The sequence below is a fragment of the Chloroflexota bacterium genome, assembly GCA_023475225.1.
GTDB lineage: Bacteria > Chloroflexota > UBA6077 > FW602-bin22 > JAMCVK01 > JAMCVK01.
The window spans coordinates 1-16,141 of sequence record JAMCVK010000037.1 but is presented as its reverse complement, the minus strand read 5'-3'; the positions used below and the strand labels follow the sequence as shown (position 1 = coordinate 16,141).

15 protein-coding genes are annotated in these 16,141 nt (G+C 54.5%); 9 read left to right on the top strand and 6 right to left on the bottom strand.

What is annotated here, in order from left to right; all coding sequences use genetic code 11:
• Positions 1 to 94 precede the first annotated feature (94 nt).
• On the bottom strand, positions 95 to 946 hold the full coding sequence (locus M1136_09495) for a DUF11 domain-containing protein (GenBank protein MCL5075861.1): 852 nt from the start codon (positions 944 to 946) through the stop codon (positions 95 to 97).
• Between the two features lie 366 nt (positions 947 to 1,312).
• Here M1136_09495 and M1136_09490 point away from each other — a divergent pair, with 366 nt between their 5' ends.
• Positions 1,313 to 2,164 (top strand): winged helix DNA-binding domain-containing protein, encoded by an 852-nt coding sequence (locus M1136_09490; GenBank protein ID MCL5075860.1) that lies wholly within the window; start codon positions 1,313 to 1,315, stop codon positions 2,162 to 2,164.
• Position 2,165: 1 nt separating this feature from the next.
• Positions 2,166 to 3,431 carry a competence/damage-inducible protein A gene (locus M1136_09485; GenBank protein MCL5075859.1) on the top strand — a complete coding sequence of 422 codons (1,266 nt, stop codon included), beginning with the start codon at positions 2,166 to 2,168 and terminating at the stop codon, positions 3,429 to 3,431.
• A gap of 18 nt (positions 3,432 to 3,449) precedes the next feature.
• On the opposite strand, the gene M1136_09480 is transcribed toward M1136_09485, so the two are convergent.
• Positions 3,450 to 4,286: an MTAP family purine nucleoside phosphorylase gene (locus tag M1136_09480; protein MCL5075858.1), complete on the bottom strand. Its 837-nt coding sequence runs from the start codon at positions 4,284 to 4,286 to the stop codon at positions 3,450 to 3,452.
• 173 nt (positions 4,287 to 4,459) lie between these two features.
• On the opposite strand from M1136_09480, the gene M1136_09475 reads away from it, so the two are divergent.
• The 5 genes from M1136_09475 to M1136_09455 all read left to right on the top strand — a co-directional run bounded on the left by M1136_09475 (position 4,460) and on the right by M1136_09455 (position 7,852).
• Positions 4,460 to 5,275 (top strand): XdhC/CoxI family protein, encoded by an 816-nt coding sequence (locus M1136_09475; GenBank protein ID MCL5075857.1) that lies wholly within the window; start codon positions 4,460 to 4,462, stop codon positions 5,273 to 5,275.
• A 110-nt stretch (positions 5,276 to 5,385) separates the two neighbouring features.
• Positions 5,386 to 5,703, top strand: coding sequence for an XdhC family protein (locus tag M1136_09470; GenBank protein ID MCL5075856.1), 318 nt, complete (start codon positions 5,386 to 5,388; stop codon positions 5,701 to 5,703).
• A 262-nt stretch (positions 5,704 to 5,965) separates the two neighbouring features.
• A complete protein-coding gene (locus M1136_09465) occupies positions 5,966 to 6,169 on the top strand; it encodes a TM2 domain-containing protein (GenBank protein ID MCL5075855.1) in 204 nt (67 codons plus the stop codon).
• 224 nt (positions 6,170 to 6,393) lie between these two features.
• On the top strand, positions 6,394 to 7,266 hold the full coding sequence (locus M1136_09460) for a xanthine dehydrogenase family protein subunit M (protein ID MCL5075854.1): 873 nt from the start codon (positions 6,394 to 6,396) through the stop codon (positions 7,264 to 7,266).
• A 181-nt stretch (positions 7,267 to 7,447) separates the two neighbouring features.
• Positions 7,448 to 7,852 carry a (2Fe-2S)-binding protein gene (locus tag M1136_09455; protein ID MCL5075853.1) on the top strand — a complete coding sequence of 135 codons (405 nt, stop codon included), beginning with the start codon at positions 7,448 to 7,450 and terminating at the stop codon, positions 7,850 to 7,852.
• 78 nt (positions 7,853 to 7,930) lie between these two features.
• Here M1136_09455 and M1136_09450 read toward each other — a convergent pair whose 3' ends face one another.
• The 3 genes from M1136_09450 to M1136_09440 form a co-directional block, all read right to left on the bottom strand.
• Positions 7,931 to 9,292, bottom strand: coding sequence for an amidohydrolase (locus tag M1136_09450; GenBank protein MCL5075852.1), 1,362 nt, complete (start codon positions 9,290 to 9,292; stop codon positions 7,931 to 7,933).
• A 48-nt stretch (positions 9,293 to 9,340) separates the two neighbouring features.
• Positions 9,341 to 11,104 carry an adenine deaminase gene (gene ade, locus M1136_09445; GenBank protein MCL5075851.1) on the bottom strand — a complete coding sequence of 588 codons (1,764 nt, stop codon included), beginning with the start codon at positions 11,102 to 11,104 and terminating at the stop codon, positions 9,341 to 9,343.
• A gap of 138 nt (positions 11,105 to 11,242) precedes the next feature.
• Positions 11,243 to 12,787: a hypothetical protein gene (locus M1136_09440; GenBank protein ID MCL5075850.1), complete on the bottom strand. Its 1,545-nt coding sequence runs from the start codon at positions 12,785 to 12,787 to the stop codon at positions 11,243 to 11,245.
• A gap of 281 nt (positions 12,788 to 13,068) precedes the next feature.
• Between M1136_09440 and M1136_09435 the strand changes: the two genes are divergently transcribed.
• Both M1136_09435 and M1136_09430 read left to right on the top strand, forming a co-directional pair.
• On the top strand, positions 13,069 to 13,671 hold the full coding sequence (locus M1136_09435; protein MCL5075849.1) for an XRE family transcriptional regulator: 603 nt from the start codon (positions 13,069 to 13,071) through the stop codon (positions 13,669 to 13,671).
• A 353-nt stretch (positions 13,672 to 14,024) separates the two neighbouring features.
• Positions 14,025 to 14,912 carry a prohibitin family protein gene (locus M1136_09430; GenBank protein MCL5075848.1) on the top strand — a complete coding sequence of 296 codons (888 nt, stop codon included), beginning with the start codon at positions 14,025 to 14,027 and terminating at the stop codon, positions 14,910 to 14,912.
• A gap of 40 nt (positions 14,913 to 14,952) precedes the next feature.
• On the opposite strand, the gene M1136_09425 is transcribed toward M1136_09430, so the two are convergent.
• The gene (locus M1136_09425) at positions 14,953 to 15,807 is read right to left on the bottom strand and encodes a sugar phosphate isomerase/epimerase (protein MCL5075847.1); all 855 of its coding nucleotides are present in this window, start codon (positions 15,805 to 15,807) and stop codon (positions 14,953 to 14,955) included.
• Positions 15,808 to 16,141: the final 334 nt, after the last annotated feature.

Sequence of the window (16,141 nt, the reverse complement as noted above, 5' to 3'; positions counted from 1 at the left end):
AGAGGCGCTCCCCCCAGGGCGATCGCCCTGGGGGGAGCGCCTCTTTCTACCGGGGAGGGCGCCTTAGCGGTCCCTCACCAAGCAACTATGGCCTTTAGGGCTTGATCGTCCCCGGGATGGGGAAGACCTTAGGCACGCCCTTCTCATTCACATCTACCTTCTTGCCGAGGATCAGATATTCGCCCTCGCCGTCGACATCGTGGCAGCTGAAGCAGTTACCCTTATAATGCTCCACGAAGGTTTTGCTGAACATGTGGGCCGGATGGACGATGGAGCGTAGCGGTAGCGGAGCAGTGCTGCTGCCTTTATGGCAGGTGAGACATACAGCTACCGATTGGGCTTGCTTCGGGTCCAGTTTGGTGCCATCTGGGGCCGTGGTGGGATGGGTCAGCCCGGCTGCCTTCGCCCGTTCGAAGGCCTCGTAGGCTAAGGTGTACTTTCCAGTGGCCGGATCTCGCACAGTGTGGCAGGCCAGGCATCCCCGCCGTGGTGGTTCTGGAGTGGGTGCTGGGGCTGGACGCACAGCAGCCGCCTCGGCCGAGGCGCTCCCCGGACCCTTAGCCGAGCCCCAGGAGACGACAGCCCTGGCTACGCCACTGGCGTTCTTCACCCCATAGTCGAAGCCCACCAACTTACCCCCATCCTTGATGATTCCGGTGTTGATCCAGGTGACGGCCAGTCCATCGAAAGTCCCCCCAGGGGTGTAGCTCACCAGGGAGCCGCTGGCGGGCATGTAGCCCTTGATGGTGAGGCTGGTGATGTCATAGCCCAGGTTGTTCGTAATGCTTATGGCGTAAGTTGTGATGTCGCCCACCGTGGTGGGTGTGATAGTAACGCTGACGGTAGCGTCGGCAGCGGCCGTGCTCCAGGCGAGGAGGGCGATGATGAGGATCAAGGCGATGAGGCCGCCGGCCAACAATGGCGCTTTACGAACCATTTTTCGCATAAATTACCTCCGAAAGTTTATAGGGGCCATTAACTCGATCCTGAGCATACACTGGGCCATTTAATTCGCTCTTATCACCCCCTTTCACCGCTGAGAGTGACTTATCCTAGGTCTGAGCCGCATCTTAGGGGCCATCTTTTATTGTAGATGGTCAGACCGGCCCATTGAAACTAGCTCTTGGGTAGTGGGTTAGTACTGTAAAGAGCTAGTAAGGTTACAATCTAATGATACCACTCTTCATCCAGTTGTCAAGCAGTTTTGTGGCCGAATTTTTTGTTGACCCTGGCAGGGTCGCTGCGTTAAGATAATTTCAGGGGTGCTGGCTTTAGTGTAGCTATTCATATCTTGTGTGGGTGTGTTAAGTCCATGATCACCTTAGAGGATGTTCAAGCGCAGCGTGACCGCCGTTATTGGCGCTGCCCTGACCTGCGGATACGAAACGAAGACCAAGCGGTTGAGTTCATCGATGAGGTCGGGTTTTGCTCCCTTTTTCCAGTACAGGGCCTGGAATTGCCGTCTCTTTGGGAGGCCATCAACGGGGCCTCACGGGAGCTGCCACACCATCATCACGATTATGAGCTGAATTGCCTCTGGGAATGGAAGGATACGCTTCCCATACGGAAGAAGGTCGTCTACGGCAAATTTATCAGGCAAAAGCCGACCTTTATCTCCCTCTCTATGTTTCCCTATTTTTACGCCCTTTCTGGTAATTATGGGGAGTTGGAGGATTATCTGGATGAGTATCGGGATGGTCGGCTGAGTGAGGAGGCCAAACGGATCTACGAAGTGCTGATTGAACAAGGACCATTGCCTACCAGTATCCTGCGCCGTGAGACGGGCTTGTATGGTCAACAATATGCCACCCGCTTCGACCGGGCCTTGGTGGAATTACAGAGCGGGTTTAAGATCGTCAAGAGCGGTATCTCGGACGCTAATCGCTGGAAATACTGCTACGTCTACGACATTCTGATCCGCTGGTCGCCTGAAGCGATAGCTCGTGCCAGTCACATCAAAAGCAAAGGGGCGATGCAGCATATCGTCACTAAATATCTACAGAGCGTAATTATTGCCACGGAAGAGGGCATCGCCCGGCTATTCGCTTGGGATTTGGGACAGCTACAGCGCCTTGTTACGGCTATGATAGGAGAGGGCCTGCTCCAGGAGGTCACTGTTGAGGGGCTGCTGGGTCGATGGTTAATGAACAGAGGGGAGGGATAGGATGGAGGCGGAGATCATCTCTGTCGGGACGGAGCTGCTTTTGGGGGAGATCACCGATACTAATGCCCCCTACTTAGCACAACACTTGGCTGGTTTAGGCATCGACCTCCACTGGATATCTCAGGTTGGGGACAATCAAAGTCGCCTTGTGGAGGTGCTGCACCGAGCCTGGAACCGCTCTGAGCTCATCATCATCACTGGTGGACTTGGCCCCACCGAAGATGATCTGACTCGTGAGGCGATAGCCGAACTGCTAGATGAGCCGATGATGGTCGAAGAGTCTTTGGAACAGGAGCTGCGCGCTTACTTCGCGCGTCGCGGTCTGTACATGTCACCTCAGAATATCAAGCAGGCCACTCTAATTCGTTCGGCACAGTCCTTGCCCAATCCCATCGGTACGGCACCGGGTTGGTGGGTGGAACGTTCTAACCGAAGGATTGTGGCTATGCCTGGCGTGCCGGCAGAGATGAAGCGGATGTGGGAGGATGAGGTGTTGCCCAGGCTGCGATCCGCTGTAGGCGGACCCAGCGGCGCCGTCATTGTCTCACGCACGCTCAAGGTTTTCGGCTTGGGCGAATCAACGGTAGAGGAGAGGATTCGCCCACTTCTTTCCTCTACCAATCCCACATTGGCCACCTACGCTCGGACAGATGGCATCCATCTACGCCTTACGGCTAAGGCCGGCGATCGGACCGCGGCCGAGTCGTTAATTTCCCCCTTGGAGGTGAAGGTGCGGGACATCCTTGGGTCCTGTATTTATGGTGTGGACGACGAGACGATGGCCACTGTTGTAGGCAGGTTGCTGAGTGAAAGAGGACTCACCTTAGCTACGATGGAATCCTGCACGGGCGGTTTACTTTCCAGCATGCTCACCGATGTGCCCGGTAGCTCCAGCTACTTTAAGGGCGGTTTTGTGGCTTACTCTGAGGCGATGAAGGTGTCCCTGGATGTGGACCCAGTTCTGGTCGCTGCGCATGGGGTGGTGAGCGGACCAGTGGCGATAGCCATGGCTGCCACTGCCCGGCGGCAGCTGGGAACAAGTTTGGGGCTGTCGGTCACTGGTGTGGCTGGACCGGATTCTTTAGAGGGCCAACCAATAGGCACGCTGTATATAGGTTTGGATGGTGAGGGTGATGTGGTGGGAGAGCACCCTGTCGTCAAGAGCTTTCTTCTCCCTATGGCCCGTCCCGATTTCAAACGGGTAGCGGCGCTGCACGCTCTCAACCTGCTGCGGCTCACCCTGTTCGAGGCTGGTGGGAAAGGATAAGCGAGTCTTGTTCGCCCTCTATCCTAAGGACGATTTCCCTTTGAGCCAGGGTGGTGGTGTGCCTTTCAGGGCTTGCTGGAGGGCCCTTCCACAAGAGCAGTTTCGCTCCAGGGGGATGAGATTGATCGCTTCGACGATGGCCGTCTCCACCATTTCTTGTAGTCCGGAGCGATAATAAAACTCATCTAGGCTGCCCGGTCCAGTATGGATAACGGCTGGGGCGAGTCCTGTGCCATAATTTATTATCACTGAGAGCGAGGCAAAACATATTTCAGCCTCGCGGGCCAGGATGACCTCTGGCACCAAGGGGGTGCCGGCTATATCACCACCCAACATTTGAAACATGCGTATCTCGGCCGGCGTCTCCAGGCGAGGCCCCTCAAAGCAGACAAAGACGCCTTTTTCGTGTACCTGGCCGCTGACCTTCTGCGTCCCCTTGATCAAAGCCTGGCGCAGCTCCGGACAGAAGGGTTCGGTCATATCCACCCGGCACCAGCAATCGTCGGAATCAAAAAAGGTCGATGGTCGCTGTTTCGTGTAATCGATGAAGTCATGGGGGACGACGATATCGCCCGGTCTCAGGGAAGGGTTAATCGAGCCGATAGCGTTCTGGGAGATGATGCGCTCAACGCCTAACTCTTTTAGAGCCCAGATGTTGGCTCTATAGTTCAGACGGTGACTGGGGGTAGTTATCTGTGGTCCATAACGCTGAATGAAGGCGACCGGCTGCCCTCCTAAGGTGCCGAGCTGAACAGGGGCTGCGCCCCATGGCGTGTCTATCGTCCGCTGCTCAGATACCTGGAGAAGTGCAGGAGAGAAATAGCTGGAGATTATTCCTAAGCGCACTGGTGGCATTCTATCCTCCTCTATAAAGCGTCTTGAATTATAACATAGGCTTCGAGCTACTAGATTTCAGAATTAGCTCACTCTCTGGGGTATCCCTTTGCATCCGGGGCTGACTTGATTATAATGATTTCTAAAATACTGGACCTGACGGTCGGTAGATGGAGATTAAGCTAGGATGGTTAATGATGCTTGATATCATCCAAAACATCATCGAAGTTATTGATAATAAGGAGACGGCTGCTCTGGCCACGATCGTGAATAGTAGTGTGTCATCGCCGACGATATTGGGCAGAAAGCTCTTAGTGAGGGTGGGTCGGGACCCCATAGGTTCTCTCGGCAGTGAACATCTCAATCGCTCTGTGATTGATGGGTGTCTGGCTACTATGAGGAGTGGTAAGCCGACGATCCTGGAGTATGAGACACTAGATGAGGAGGCTCCGCTCTTGGGACTGCCGCAGGGCACACGGGTAGACGTCTTCGTCGAGGTTTTCCGTCCGGTGCGTACCTTAGTGATACTTGGGGCTGGCCATATAGCCCAACCACTATGCAAGATGGGCAAGATTCTTGGCTTCGAGGTGGTGGTCATTGATGACCGAGCTGAGTTCGCCAATGTAGAGCGGTTTCCGGAAGCCGACCGGGTGATCGCCGCCGATTTCGCCGAGACCCTCCGTTCCTTTCCAGTCATCCCTAACACCTATATTGTGCTGATCACACGGGGCCATCGGCACGATGAAGTTTCGTTGCGGGAAGTGATCGCCTCACCGGCTGCTTACATCGGCATGATCGGTAGTCGGCGTCGGGTGGCGGCCGTCTTTCATAACTTAAGTGAGGAGGGCGTTCCAGCGGAGCTTATCGAGAAAGTCTATGCACCCATTGGTCTGGATATAGGGGCGGAGAGCCCGGAGGAGATAGCACTAAGCATCATCGCTGAGGTGGTGAGAGTAATTCATAAGGGTACGGGGCAGTCGCTGTCTCTGGCACGGAAAGCCCAGTTATAGGTGAAATGGCTCCCGCCGAAAGACCATAAGGTGATGAGTAGGGATCACGGGTGATAGCTTACAGGGAAGCTAGCGAAACCGACCCATTGGTTTTGAGGAGCGTAGGGGAAATGAAGGAGATATTTGAGGAGATAGCAGCGCATGTGGGGCAAGGAGAGACGGTTGCCCTGGCGACAGTGACACGCAGTCTGGGTTCCACACCACGAAAGCCTGGGGCCAAGATGCTCATCTTCCCTGATGGTAAGATCAGCGGCAGCATTGGCGGTGGTTGTGGTGAGGCAGAGGTTTGGGCAGAGGCAATGGAGGCGATCAAGACGAAGCAGCCCCGCCTGGTAACTGTCGACCTCACCCAGGATATCACCTCCGATAGCGCTATGATTTGTGGTGGCATCATGGAAGTTTTTGTCGAACCCATCGGACTAGCTTGACTACTTGTCCCGTTTCTTTGTAAAATAACATTTGACAATCGCCCGTTCTATTGAGTCTAGCTTTACAAAAATCCATCTGGCCAAAGGTGGGCCCCCAGCGTTGACGTGAAAGGTGTCAGCTGCATTTTCGACTACCTCGGGCATCTATGGCTGGAGCTTGAAAGATCGAAAGGGGTGCCTTCCACGGTAAAGATGGAGGGAACTGGCTATAACCTACCCTGGGAAGATGCCGCCTTTTCAATTTCAATCAGGAGGTGCTGTCGTGCAAAGCGGTGAGCTGACCCCAGAATGGCGTCGAAGGCATGTACTGATGGCCCTGAGCTGGCTCATTGGTTACCTTGGCGCTGACCGCTTCTATCAACAGCAGGTCGGCTGGGGCATCCTGAAGCTAATCACACTGGGCGGATTGGGGCTCTGGTGGTTAGTTGATGCAATCGTCTACACCGTCCAGGCCGGGAGGTCATAAGGCACTGGCACTGGTGGACGATTGCTAGTGTGGTCGGTTCAGGTCCAGGATGGGCATGACTCCGGTTATAGCTTAACCCTTCCTACTGGAGGTTTGGCGTCGGCGACCCAGACGAGTAAATTGCCAGAAATGGATTGGCCGAGCCTACGACTGTGGTTTGCCTGATCAGGAGCTGTTGGGAGGCTATGCCCAACTCAGTATAAGTACTAAGGAGAGCAAGAAATATGTTGACCTTCGACTATATCAAACCTAAGGGCTTGGATGAGGCTTGTAATTTACTGGTGACCTATGGATCACAGGCGAAGCTGCTTGCTGGTGGCACAGACCTACTGGTGGAGATCAGGGACAAGAAGCGAGAGTTCGCTGGGTTGCGCTATGTCATTGACATCAAGGGCATTCCTGAGCTGAGGGTTTTGGGGGAGGATGATGGTCATCTCAAGATTGGGGCCTGCGTCACCTATCGCGAACTGATGGGCTCTCCGTTAATTAAACGATATGCACCTCTTCTGGCGGAGGCCGCTTCAGTGGTAGGTGCACCTCAGATCAGGAATCGGGGTACGCTTGGTGGAAATGTCGTCACAGCCTCTCCGGCTGGGGATGCTATCCCAGCCCTGGTGGCCTTGAACACAACGCTTCACATTCGCAATGGCCAGGCCGAGCGAGAAGTGCCGCTGACGGATGTCTTCGTTGGCCCCTATCGTACCAACCTTTCCCCAGGCGACCTTATCGTTTATTTCCGTCTCCCCAAGCTGGCTGATGGGGAAAAATCCTGCTTCATTAAACTGGGACGGCGTAAGGCTCTGGCTGTCAGTATGATCAACGTGGCGGCTATAGCCAAACAGGATGTCCAACGACGGGTGGTGGATATACGCATTGCCCCCGGTTCCATAACCCCTCGTCCAATGCGTATAAGGGCAGCTGAGGAGCTATTGCTTGGCAAGGTACCCACGCGGGCACTCCTGGAAGAGGCGGGGAGGATCACTGGTGAGGAGATGGTGCGCCAAAGTGGCATCCGTGCCTCAACACCCTATAAGCAGCCGGTCGTGGCCGTCCTGGTGCGCCGTGCTCTCGAGAAAGTGCTTGAGCTAGATGCATAAGGTGCTGATCTCATTCTTGTTGGTAACCATCACGACCAGTGTACCCGAAAGTAATTCGCTGTGAACTTGAGCCAATCTAAGGAGGTATAGAACTTTGACCGTCGAGATACAGAAACCACCTAAGAAAAAGATTCAATTTATCCTTAATAAACAGCCTGTCGAGACCGAGGTCAGCACCACGATGACCCTCCTCTCTTTCCTAAGGGATCAAATGGGGTTGACCGGAACAAAGGAGGGTTGCGGTCGAGGCGACTGTGGCGCTTGTACCGTCCTCATCGATGGCCGGAACGTAAACTCCTGTCTGATGCTGGCAGCCGAGATCGATGGCTGCGAGGTCACTACCATCGAAGGGCTTGGTACCCCAGAGAAGCTGCATCCGTTGCAGCAGTCCTTCATCGAGGAAGGGGCCGTGCAGTGTGGTTATTGTATCCCAGGCATGTTAATGTCGGCGGCTGCTTTGCTTCGGGAAAATCGCAGACCTACCAGAGAAGAGATTCAGGTGGGCATTTCCGGTAACCTCTGCCGTTGTACCGGTTACATTAAGATCATTGATGCCATCGAAAAAGCGGCCAAACAGATATCATAATCGCTGGGGGAAGTGCCCGAAATGCCTGGCACTTTCGCTTCAGCGTGTAGGTGGTTGTAGAACAAGGCAGCGGCACGACTAGAGACAGGGGAATCTCTCTGGCAAACGAATGCCAGCCCGTTTGACGATGGCTGCTGCCCTCTCCTGGCTTTCTTTATAGACCTTACCCTCGTCGATTGTCGTTAGGCGATGTTCCCACATCAACCAGCGGCCATCGACCATAACACTTTCAATGTTATGCCCTTGTAAAGAGGCCACCAGGTTGGCTATCGGATCGTGGAGGGGTAACATGTTCGCCGAGTTGGGATTGACGATAATGAGATCGGCCTTCTTGCCCGGTTCCAGCGAACCGATTTGGTCTTCCCAGAGAAGCGCTCTAGCCCCATCGATCGTCACCATCTCGATGATCTTCTGAGCTGGCAGAACGGTCGGGTCCATTTTCCTCCCTTTGTGAACCAGAGCGGTCAAGTACATCTCGTCCACCAGACACATCCGATTGTTGGAGGGTGCTCCATCCGTCCCCAAGCCGACTGTTATTCCCCTTTGGATCATCTCTGGTATCTTAGCGAATCCCAGGACACGCATAGCGGCCGCCGGACAGTGTGAGACCTTCGCCCCATATTTGGCGTACAGGTCGAGCTCAGCCTCAGAGAGCCAGACGCTGTGCACGCCCAGGAAGTTTGTCCCAAGGGCACCTATAGCGGCTAAATGCGTCACTGTCCCCTCGTGGCCATACTTCTCCTTGACGAACTCTATCTCATAGGGTATCTCTCCAACGTGCATATGAATGCCGACGCCATAATGGTCAGCTAGCGCCTTCGTTTGCATGATCAAGATGTCCGAGTTATTCAGGATTTGACGCAAGGAGAACCAGAAGCGGATTAGACCATCAGCAGACCCGTGCCACCGTCTCAGCAGTTCCTCCTGAATGGCCAGCGTTTGCTCCGTGGTCTCAGCCATTTTGGGTGGAACCCCCTCGCCGCTGTCCATGGTCGAGCGCGCCAGGATGCCCCGTAGCCCAACCTCTTTGATGGCCCGCCCCATTCCATCAACGTGCTGTCCCCCCGCCTCGGCGAAGGTAGTTACGCCTGAGCGTATGAGCTCCGCCGCGCAAAGGAGCGTGCTGACATAGCTATCCTCTGCGGTCATATTGCTCTCATAGGGCCAGATGCGCTCGAAGAGCCAGGTCAGCAGGCTGACATCGTCGCCTAGCCCTCGGCCCAACTGCTGTGAGGTATGTACGTGAGTGTTGATAAGCCCGGGTAGAACGATCTTACCGCTGACATCAATCACCTGGTCGTAGTCCTGTTCACCGATTTGGTCAGACGGTAGGACCTCCTGGATCACATCTCCTTTTATGACGATGGCCCTGCGTCTGAAGCACTGTCGGGTCTGATTCATCGTGATAACCAGCCCATTGCGGATCAAAATCTTGCTCATTAGCCTCTTTGTCCTTCTTCCCTAGCGCCCTCATCGCCGTGGGCAAATCTAAGTCGATACCTCTAACACTGGCTCAACTATCTCATACTTCAGTGCGTCGATCAGTCCCAAATCGGTGATGCCGTAGGCAGGTATAAAAGGCAAGACGGCAAAGGAGAGCGACATATAGGGCGAGAGAAGGGGACAGCCCAACTGTTTAGTGGCTTCGTGTATTCTGCGGGTCTGCTCTGCTACGGTCCAGGCGTTGGCATCAGACATCAGTCCGGCAACGGGTAGAGGTACTTCGCTGACGACCTGTCCATCTCTGACCGCTACCAGTCCGCCCTCTGTCTCGGCCAGGCGGTTGCCAGCTACGGCCATATCCAGCGGGTTTGTGCCCACAATGGTGAGGTTATGGTGGTCGTGGGCCACTGTGGAGGCGATGGCTCCAGCCTTAAGCCCAAATCCGGAGACGAAGGCGGTGAAGACACGGCCACTTCTCTTGTACCTTTCGACAACGCTGATCAAGAGCACATCCTTGTTCGTATCTGGCTGGATCACGCCCTCTTTGACGTTCAGCCTCGCTTCGGCCGCCTCCTTGAGGAGTGTTCCCTCCAGCACCCTAATTACGCGAACACGGGCCTGTTTGGCCCCACGGTCGACTCGGACAGCAAAATCGTCCGGCTCGAGTGGGCGCCTGAGCTTGACCGTATTTCGCAATATGGGCGAGTAGCGAACGGCCTTGTAGGGAAGACGGAGTTGACCCTTATCAACAACTACCTCCCCTTTAGCGATAACGGTATCGATCGGCATCTTCTCCATGTCTTTGACCAAGAGGATGTCGGCGTAGCGTCCGGGGGATATGCTGCCCACCCAATCGTCCACCTTCAGACTCTCGGCGGCATTGAGTGTAGCCATCTGAATGGCTGCCATTGGAGCAAGCCCCTGCTCGATGGCCATTCTCACCTTATGATCCATATGGCCGACGGTGGTCAAATCCAGAACATGCACATCATCGCTTACAAATAGGCAGTGTCTGGGATCGACCCTATGTTCGGTGATCACTTTTAGGCATTCCCTCAGATCGGTGGAGACAGAGCCCTCTCGAATCATCAGGCGCATCCCAGAGCGTACCTTCTCCAGGGCCTCAGCAGTGTTGGTTGATTCGTGATCAGAGCGTATCCCGGCTGTCAGATAGGCAGCGAGCGTCTTGCCTGTCAGGGCTGGGGCGTGCCCCTCCAGGGTCTTCCTGGCCCGCTCGGTGAGGGCGATGGCTTCGCTCAATACGTCATCAGTCGCCAAGATATGATGGACGATGATTTCAGCCAGTCCCACCGTCTCCAGCCAGGGGAGCGTTTCCTTCACATCCGAGAGGTCGAACCCCCCGCCGATCGTTTCCAGGCCAGGTTTAAGAAGATGGGAAGGTGAAAACAGGAAAAGTTTAAGGGGACTTCCCTCAGCCTCCTTCAGCATTTCTCTTATCCCCTCTATCCCGGTTACGATGGCTACCTCCATCAGATCAGAGGCGACGGTGGTGGTGCCGTGAGCCAGTACTACTCGGGCGAATTCGCTGAAGGAGAGCAGACTGCTTTCTACGTGTATGTGGCTGTCAATAAAGCCAGGCAGCAGGGTATAGCCTGCGGCATCAATGACCTTGGTCCCTTTACCCAGGCAGTGGCTGATATCGCCTATCATTGCTATGATCCCATCGGCGATGGCCACATCAGCCGGGTAGAATTCAGCTGTGTGAACATTAGCGATGCGGCCGTTAAGGATGGCTATATCGGCTGGCCTCTGTCCTAAGGCTACCTGAATCGCTTTGGCTCTAATCATCAGGGCCTCCTTGCTTTATTTGGACTTATTATACAGAATGATGGCCAATCTTGGGGAGTTCCAAGGGGCGATCGCCCTTTGGAACTCCCCGTCGCCCGACACCTTGGTGTACAACTATTTGTGACGTCGGTACCAAACCTAATCTTGTTTTTCTGGATCATCCAGAGCAGGAGCCACTGCTGTGGCCGGCTTGAAGGCCAGGAGTCCCAGGAACAGGAGGCCAAATAGGGCCCACACGGCGGCCAAAGCGGGGGCTTGGTTGACGCCCATGGTCGGGGCATAGATGATGCCAAAGAAAGAGAGGATAGCTGCGCCGAATGCAGTCATGGCTCCTCTAAGGTAATCCTTGTCCAGAAGGAAAACAAGGACAGCACCCATGAGCAGAGAGATGAACAAAGTTCCGTAGCCCAGCGGTTCTGTGCCAGCCCAATCTACGCCTTGCGCTGCCAGCTTGCTGATCAGGTCGGGGGTTAGCTTATTTCCCAGGGCCGTTATAGTTTGGATAACCCTTTCGAAGCTCAGCTCCAGCACGAAAGGAATCATGGCGAAGGCGACAGCGATAGCGTGGTGGCGCGGCACGGTGCCAAAGGCTACGTCGGTCATGATCAAACCGATGAAGATCAGGAGGGGCATTACCGCGGCAATGGGAATCACCCCACTGACAAACTGGAACAGTCCGAAGATGGCCAAGAGGAACATCAAAAGCGCTGTGGCTGGGGCATAGCCCATCCGGGACCCCAGACGCTTGTAACCTGGGTGCCCGATGAACACGGTGTTGGGGTAAGGTGAGCCAAAGATAGCCCCAATCATTGTGGCGAAGCCATCAGTGAGCATCGCTTCCCTGGTGGAATAACGATCACCGACAGCAGCGGCGCTCTCCACATTGTTCACCGTATCAATGATGGTAAAGAAAGCGATGGGTAAGATTATCCCAACGAAGGAGAACGCCTTAGCAAAGGAGCCGATATCGAGTACGATCCAGGGGAAAGGATAGTAGAACCCTACACCGCTCAGGTTCACGGTCGTCTTGCCCAGAAAGGCGGCGATGATGATACCCACAATGATAGCCGCTAGTCCGGCCGGGATCCGTCCTGGTAGCCTGCCTCTGGCGATGAGCCCCCAGAAGATGATAGCCATGGCCGGAAAGCCGACGTAGGGGTTGGACATGATGTGTACCAGGCCTTCTCCAGCGATAAAGACGATAGCGATGCCAGCCAAAGAACCCAACATGGCGGCGCGGGGCAAGTTGGCCCGCAACCATGGACCGATGATCGCCCCGAGGGCATCAACGACCCCGGCCAGGAAGGTGGCCCACATACCGACCTTCCAGGCCAGTACCGGGTCACCAGTCATCGCTGACACCGGGACCAGAATGCCGAAGGTGTAGACCAGGACGAAGACGATGCTGATGCCGCAGGGAAGGGCGGTGACATCCCTCCGTCCCTCTTTCTCGGCTAAGCGTTTAGACATAAGGGAGTAATAGAAGTTGGCACAAAGGAGACCGATGGTGGCACCAGGCAGTATTCGTCCGAAGACGATATCGGCCGGAACCTTGACTACGAAGAGATTTAGGGCGATCAGCGTCAATAACACGGTAAGATTATCAGCCAGAAAGGCGAGTAGTCCATCAATATCTTCACGTGCGATCACCCAACCAACCGGTTGTTTTACTTCCTGACTCATACCTTTGAAGCCCTCCTTGAAAAGAAATGATGGTGATGTTGGATGCGGTGCCATATCTAGGCAAGGTCATTACGACGCTCCGAGCGGTCTTGTTCGCTCTGCTCTCACCCCCTTCGAAGGCCTCCGATGGGATTGAATTCAGGCTGCGAGTCAGCTAAAATGTAGAGGAGGAACGTTAGTGCAAGGCGAATTATAACACGCTGAGGCATTTGTGTCAATAATAAACGACAAAATATTTATTATAATAACACACAGCAGCGTTTGACCATCGAGGGGGATGAATGATGATTGTAAACAGGTCAGACCGACGGCGCGGAGAGCTGTCGGATAAGGCTGTTACTGCTTTTGGACAGAATGTTAGGACCGAGCGGGCGAAGCGGGGGTGGAGCCAGGCGTATCTGGCCACGTTAGCTGGGGTCAGTCGGGCTATGATATCCCAGATCGAGAGGGGACGACAGAGCCCCACCCTGAATGTTATCCTGCGGATCGCCGATGGCTTTGGAGTCATGCCCTCTCGGCTGCTTGATGGAGCCAGGGCGGGCGATGTGATCATTGTGCGGGGCAAGGAGAATCAGCCGTTTATTGATCCACTCACCGGGTACACCAGGTATGTCTTATGTCCGACTCACTCTCCGTTGGATGTAGAATTTATCAAGGTAATTCTCCCTGCAAACCGCACCTCGTCGGCCGCTCCCCATCGCGCCGGAGCCAAGGAGCACGTCGTCGTCCTTAATGGGGACCTGGAGGTGATCCTCGAGGGGAATCAGGTTTATACACTCCAAGAGGGGGATGCTATCACCTATATGGCTGATCAACAGCATACCTTCCGCAATGCGGGGCAGTCGGATTGTATCTTCTTTCTCGTTCATCATGCGGGACACTAGCGCTTCACGATCATCGTGTTGTGAATGCAGAGACTGTCGAACAGCGGGGGTTCCAAGAGGGCGCAGCTTGGTAAGGTTCTTTTGGATGTACTGAAAGAGCACATAAGCAGGGCTACCTTGAACCCCCTACGGCCGTTGCTACGAAAATAGCGGTCTCAGGCCGCCTCCAGGGTAACCCTGTATCCCAAGGATTGGATGCGGCGAACAGCCGGTGCCAAGGCATTTTTCATCCTTCGTGGTGTCCTAGGCAAGTGGGACATGGACGATTTGGGGGACGCATTCAACACTTTCAAGGCATCTTCTGGTGAAAAGGATAAAATTATTGCCTGTATAGGCAGAAAGGAGCAAAAGGGATGCCAAACGTATCTATGAGGCAGATTGGTCCGGGACGGATGGGATTCGGATGGGGGAAGTGGGTACTTGCCGCCTTGTTCCTGGTGGCCCTTTGGGCCTTCGTCACCAGCTTCGTGGTCATCGTACCTGCCGGTCACCGAGGGGTTGTAACCTGGTTTGGCAGTGTGGAGGATCGCGTGTTGGGTGAGGGTTTAGCCATTGTTGTGCCAGTAGCGGAGCGGGTGATCATCGTAGATGTCCGCGTGCAACCGCACCCATTCAAGGAAATTGATGCTGCCAGCAAGGAGATGCAGTCGGTGAGACTTACGGGAATGATGAACTTTCATATCAAGCCCGATAAGGTCAATGATTTGTACCAGAGGGTTGGTCTAGACTTTGCCAACAAGGTTATCGACCCAGCCTTCAATGACTACATGAAAGAGGTGATGCCTACCTACTCTATCGTCGATATATTGCCCAAGAGGGATGAGATACGTCGCAATGCTATGGACAAGCTGGCGGAGAACCTCAGTAGGTATCACATCGTTATCGATGACATCTATATCTCTGACATTCAGTTCAGTCCGGAGTACTCCAAGGCTATCGAGGATAAGCAGACTCAGCAACAGCGAGTCGAGACCGAGCGACAGATCCTGGCCCAAAAGGAGATACAGGCCAAACAGATGGTAGCGCAGGCTCAAGGGGAGGCCAATGCCATCCACGTGCGGGCTCAGGGGCAGGCGGCCGCAAATAGGGAGCTGGCAGCTTCGCTCACTCCTGAGGTCATTCAGTATCAATATGTACAGAAGCTATCAGACAAAGTGCAGGTTATCCTGGTGCCCAGCGGCCAACAGTTCTTGCTTGACACTAAAGGTCTGCTTGGAGGATCGGCCCAGCCCAAGCCCTAGCTAATTCGGCTTGATGATGAAGAGGGCGGGGAGTCCTCTTCTAATCGACCGAGTCAGGTGTTTCCCCAGTAACAAAATGGTTGCGGCAAAAGAGGATGCTGTGGGTGAGCCCTTCCTTAATGCACTTCTTACTCCATATCTGGAGGCTCCAGGGGCTGATCTCCAAAGTGATGGGACCACCATAGCTGTCGTTGGCTAAGACCCGCAGCAGTTCGGTCAAGGGCAGAATACCTTGACCGGGTATCTGGTGATGTTTGAAGATGGGGCGAAATAGTCCTCGATTAAGAAGAGCAGGCAGAGGGCGCAGGTCGCTTAGATGGATGTTACCTATATGCCCCTGGAAGATAGTGTAGGCAGCGAGGATACCGTAGCGAGAGTCTCCAGCGTGGCTGGTGTCCAAAGTGACCTGCAGGTTCCATTCCTCAACGAATTGCTTCAATTCGTTCAGATCGGTCAAGACGAAACCATCATTATCCGGTTTTCCGACGAAGCCATTCTCGATGGTTAAGCGGATATGGTTACGAGCCAGTCGGTTCCGACATTCCTCCAGAAGACGTAGATAGCACTTTCCAGTGGCGTCGGTGAGGGAACGCAGAATCGGCTTATGGAAGACGACCACTTCGCAGTGAGGCAGGTCGAGAGCGATGTCTATGACCTGTCGGTAGTGTCGCTCGTAGTCTCTCAGCCAGGTGCGGGGGTGGTATATAGGTTCGTGGACGCTAAGCACCGGAAGCTTGTAGCGCTCCGAGAGTTGGCTGAGGTAATCGTTACCTTTCGTCCGGACCTCTGAGGTGACGATCAGCTCGAGGCCATCAAAGCCTAGGGCTGCTGCCCAGGAGAAGGAGCGGTCCAACGGGCGGTGCAGGAACATCGTGCTAGAGAAGCTAAGTCTCAAGGGTCCGTCCTAATTGGGATGATGAAAGGCGAAGTATTATTGACTTCGGTCGTTAGTAGACGCATTTTAACAGCTTGGTGAAGCACCTGCAAACTGCGTTGGGAGACTGGCGAACAGCGGGGGTTCAAGGGAGTACAGCTTGGTAAGGGTCTCTCAGATGTACCCTTACCTCTTTCCACGCAAATTTGACAAAGAGCCCAAATTTTCTGTTGTTGTCCAGTGAAAATGTCACCCTAATTGTTCAGTGATTTTGTCACCATTACCTGCCTACGCCAAGGATGATTAGCTGCAGGCCGCCAAGGACTGGCCTTAGTTGCCTTCGGCAGCGAAACTG